The 4,459-nt window shown below is 44.5% G+C and carries 4 protein-coding genes; all 4 read left to right on the top strand.

Translation table 11 applies throughout. The annotated features are described in order from the left end of the window. Window positions 1-193: 193 nt before the first annotated feature. The 4 genes from QUB16_RS32915 to QUB16_RS32900 all read left to right on the top strand — a co-directional run bounded on the left by QUB16_RS32915 (window position 194) and on the right by QUB16_RS32900 (window position 4,343). Window positions 194-799: a molybdenum cofactor guanylyltransferase gene (locus QUB16_RS32915; protein ID WP_333322567.1), complete on the top strand. Its 606-nt coding sequence runs from the start codon at window positions 194-196 to the stop codon at window positions 797-799. Between the two features lie 105 nt (window positions 800-904). Then, window positions 905-2,080, top strand: a complete 1,176-nt coding sequence (locus QUB16_RS32910) for an aminotransferase class V-fold PLP-dependent enzyme (protein WP_333322565.1) — start codon at window positions 905-907, stop codon at window positions 2,078-2,080. Between the two features lie 551 nt (window positions 2,081-2,631). Further along, complete coding sequence (locus tag QUB16_RS32905) at window positions 2,632-2,979, top strand: DUF6717 family protein (RefSeq protein WP_333322563.1); 348 nt, start codon at window positions 2,632-2,634, stop codon at window positions 2,977-2,979. Between the two features lie 14 nt (window positions 2,980-2,993). Then, complete coding sequence (locus tag QUB16_RS32900; protein WP_333322561.1) at window positions 2,994-4,343, top strand: LCP family protein; 1,350 nt, start codon at window positions 2,994-2,996, stop codon at window positions 4,341-4,343. The last annotated feature ends 116 nt before the right edge of the window (window positions 4,344-4,459 follow it).

Here is a 4,459-nt window from a genome sequence, read left to right as displayed (position 1 = left end):
AGAGTCGAACTCATGCACTGGCTAATTTCATAAAGTCCTTTTTTTGTCAACTCCTAATACTGAACCGACGCCCTAGACATCTCCAATAATTATTGTGGAACAGGCATCTTGCCTGTTCAAAACAGACAATTCTTGCGATAACTACTGACTGCTGACTGCTGACTGCTGACTACTGACTAATGACTAATGACTAATGACTAATCATAAAATTGCTGTAATTGTGCTTGCAGGCGGTCAAAGTTCGCGGATGGGTAGGGATAAAGCTCTACTGGAAATAGAGGGGAAATCCCTATTGCAGCGGGCGTTGGAAGTGGCGGCAGTTGTAGGGCCAGCAGTTTATGTTCTGACTGCTTGGCCCGATCGCTATCGATCGACCTTAACCGAAACATCCCAATTTCTGGTAGAGTACAATCCGGGCTCCGGGCCTTTGGTTGCATTGACTCAGGGATTGAGAGAAATTGCGGCAGAATGGATTTTACTGTTAGCTTGCGATTTGCCTTTGTTGGATGCCCAGATTATTCAGAGTTGGGCGAGTCAGTTAACAGAATTTCCCCCATCAACTTTAGCAGTTGTGCCTTATCAAAATTCGCGCTGGGAGCCTTTGTGCGGCTTCTACCGCCAACAATCTCTGCCCAGCTTGCAAAGTTTTATTGACAAAGGGGGACGTTCCTTTCAAGTGTGGTTAAATCAAATCCCCGCAATCCCTCTACCTGTAGGGGAACGAGAAGCAGTAATGTTATCGAATTGCAATACATTAGAAGAGTTTGAGCAATTAAAAGGTAAAATGGTGAACGGTTGACAGTTGACAGTTGACCGTTGACAGTTGACTGACTAATGACTACTGACTACTGACTAATGACTAATGACTAATGACTACTGACTAATTACTAATTACTAATTACTAATGATTAACCAATATTGGTTGCTCGATCGCAATATAACATTCCTCAATCACGGGTCTTTTGGGGCTTGTCCCATTCCCGTACTGGAAGCGCAAACCAGTTTTCGGGAACAACTCGAAAGAGAACCATTGCGCTTTTTACTGCGGGAATTTGAACCCTTGTTGGATAATGCGAGAAATCAGTTAGCCGCATTTATCGGTGCGAGTGAGGATGACTTGGCTTTTGTGCCGAATGCGACGACGGGAGTAAATGCAGTTTTGCGATCGATCTGTTTTTCTCCGGGCGACGAATTGCTAACGACAAATCAGGAATACAACGCTTGCCGCAACACACTTAATTTTGTAGCCGAGCGTACAGGCGCTAAAGTAATAGTAGCAGAAGTCCCCTTTCCCATTGAGTCACCCGACCAAATTATTGAAGCAATAATTAAGTGCATTTCACCGCAAACAAAGTTAGCTTTATTAGACCACGTTGTGAGTCAAACTGGTTTAATCTTTCCCATCAAACAGTTAGTGGGCGAGTTAGCTAACCGTGGCGTGGATGTATTGGTAGACGGAGCTCACGCGCCGGGAATGGTAGCACTGAATTTAGATGAAATTGGCGCGGCTTACTATACGGGAAATTGCCACAAGTGGCTGTGCGCGCCGAAAGGTGCGGGATTTTTATACGTGCGGCGCGACAAGCAAGATGCCATTCGCCCAACTACGATCAGTCACGGTGCTAATTCGCCGCGCGCTGATAAATCGCGCTTTCAACTAGAATTTGACTGGATGGGAACAGTAGATCCTAGCCCCTATTTGTGCGTGCCTGTAGCTATTGATTTTATGGGTTCTTTATTGAGCGGCGGCTGGCCGGAATTGAGGGCAAAAAATCATGCTTTGGCGTTGGCGGGGAGAAAAATATTGGCGGACAAATTAGATTTGCCGCTGCCTTGTCCTGATGAAATGGTGGGTTCGATGGCTGTTGTGCCGCTGGCAGACTGCCAGTCTGATGTGGTTGCAAAGGGAGGAATTCCACCTTTGCAAGAGGCGCTGTGGGAGATTTTTAAAATTGAAGTTCCGGTGATTCCTTGGCCTGATGCTAGTAAGCAGTTGGTGAGGATTTCGGCTCAGTTATACAATACTTTGCCACAGTATCAATATTTAGCTAAGGCGCTGGTTGAGCTGACGAGAACTTGAGCGGGATTTTCCCGGAAACAAACATAACACCCAACTACAAACAGTTAAAGGTTTGTAGTTAGGGTGTCCGCCCTCATAGTTTGGGTAAATAAAAACTATTTATCATATCATGTCCGATCGATTACCCTGATTCCTGTAGGGGCGGGTTCACCAATAATATTTGCCAAAAACACACAATCTCACAAACCCGCCCCGGCAATTGTATTATGGGCGATCGAGCGGACATGATATCATTACTAAAAAGGTAATAAGGGGGATAAAACTAGGCACAATTAAAAGAAAAAATCCTGCACTGAATCACCTTTAAGCGTCTTTAATTTTGCTACCATTTACCGAAAATAAAAAAGAAAAAAAAACCATCTAAAGCCCGATCGACCTACACTTAACCAATCCGCCCCAACCGAATAAAGTTTGTAAATAACCCGCTAAAATTCCTAATTTTAAACAGGGTTGTCAAATCGGATAGCGCACAACTTCCGCGCCACAGAATATAATGTATCAACAGTTGCATTTTTGCCGACAAAAAAAGGAAATGAAAAGAGGCGAATACCATGTCCAATGCCATGATGGTAATTTACCCCTATCGCGAACAGTACACCTGGGTTTTTGACGACGAGCGAGTCGGACTTGTCCGAGAACCATTTGTTCAGGGCGTCCCCGAAATGATTAACGCGCTTGTCGCAGACATTCCCAATGCCGATCGAGGTTTCCGACTTTTATTTTCAGCCAACCCATTTCCCGGATATCAAGCAGAAATGCTGTGGTTGAAAGCAGAGTACGGCGGTAACTGGTATCGGTGGGAATCGACAAATCTCGAAGGCTGGCTGTGTCCGGCTATGTTCAAATACTTTCCCGAAGCACCGCCCATGTTTTACTGCAAAGCTGAAAAACTGCAATAATCAACAGCAAGTCAATGAAAAACTTGTCAATTTTTAAAAGAGACTTTGTTACACCAGTCGATCAAATCTCTCGAAAAAAGCCTAAATTCTTCCTGTATATAGTGGGGCTATTTTTCCTAATTTTCACAGCCGCCATCTCCGCCACATTGGGGGCAATTACCGCCCTTTTAGCTCCCGTGGAACCGCCAATTATCAATAGAGTATTAGAGGCGACTGGCTTTGACTATCTATCCTCCAACCGCTCTGCATACCGCCTATCGCGACCAGTTAATATCTTGATATTGGGAATTGACCGCGTGCCGGAATCTGCCGCCAATGGCCCTAAGATATTTAACGGTCGCAGCGATACAATACTCTTATTTCACCTCGATCCTAGAGATAAATCTATTAGTTTGCTTTCAGTCCCGCGAGATACTAAAGTCGAAGTTCCCGGAATTAGCTTCAGCAAAATTAGCGAAGCCAATGCTAGAGGAGGAGCAGCTTTGGCGACGCGATTGGTTAGCAGTATGCTGAACAATACGAAAATTGAACGATACGTGCGAGTCAGCAGCAGTGCGTTTCGGGAATTAGTCGATTTGTTAGGCGGAGTTGAGGTATTTGTACCTCGCCCAATGTCCTATACAGATACCGCCCAAAAGTTAAAAATAAACTTAGGCCAGGGATGGCAAACTCTCAACGGAGAACAAGCAGAACAATTTGCTCGATTTCGCAACGATGGTTTAGGAGATATCGGCCGCATTCAGCGGCAGCAATCTTTAATTCAAGCTATTCGCGATCGCCTCGCAAGTCCATCAGTATTGGTGCGCTTGCCACAAATTGTTCGATTGATGCAAAAATATGTGGATACAAACCTAAATTATGAGGAAATATTGACGCTGGCCAATTTCGGTTTGCAATTGGAGCGAGAGAATTTTAAAATGGTAATGTTGCCTGGAAGTTCTAGTTCAGAACAAGCCGATTTGAGGAGTTATTGGATTGTAGATGCGATCGGGCGCGATCGCATTATGACACAATACTTGAACCAGAGCGTGCCGGATTTTGAACAAGCACGAATTCGCAATCCTAGCGACTCCCTGTTGCCCAAAAACCTCAAAATAGCTGTCCAAAACGCTTCTAGCAAACCGACAACCGCAAAAAAGGTTGCTGACTTTCTCAGGAAAAAGGGCTTTTTTAATGTATCTGTAGTGCAGGATTCGCCCCAGAAGCAGCGTCAAAGTCAAATTATTGTTCAGCAAGGAGATTTAGAGGCAGCGAATTTACTGCGAAAAGAGTTAGGCGGCGGTAAAATTGAAGCATCTTCTACCGGTGAAATCAATTCTGACTTGACGCTTCGCGTCGGCGAAGATTGGGTAAAGCGATTTTAATTAGTCATGAGTCATTAGTCATTAGTCAGCAGTCAACAGTCATTAGTGACAAGTTAAGGTGAGGGGTAAATTGTCAAGGGGGTATTTACATTGGTTAAAAAATAGATAAAACTCAG

The sequence above is a fragment of the Microcoleus sp. D3_18a_C4 genome (assembly GCF_036702415.1).
In the GTDB taxonomy this organism is placed as follows: Bacteria; Cyanobacteriota; Cyanobacteriia; order Cyanobacteriales; family Microcoleaceae; genus Microcoleus.
The sequence above is the reverse complement of the archived record's forward strand: the minus strand, read 5'-3'. Positions and strand labels throughout refer to the sequence as shown.

Excerpts from the sequence above, each read along its gene's own strand:
- QUB16_RS32915 (WP_333322567.1), top strand. The coding sequence starts at position 194 with ATGACTAATCATAAAATTGCTGTAATTGTGCTTGCAGGCGGTCAAAGT.
- QUB16_RS32910 (WP_333322565.1), top strand. The coding sequence starts at position 905 with ATGATTAACCAATATTGGTTGCTCGATCGCAATATAACATTCCTCAAT.
- QUB16_RS32905 (WP_333322563.1), top strand. The coding sequence starts at position 2,632 with ATGTCCAATGCCATGATGGTAATTTACCCCTATCGCGAACAGTACACC.
- QUB16_RS32900 (WP_333322561.1), top strand. The coding sequence starts at position 2,994 with ATGAAAAACTTGTCAATTTTTAAAAGAGACTTTGTTACACCAGTCGAT.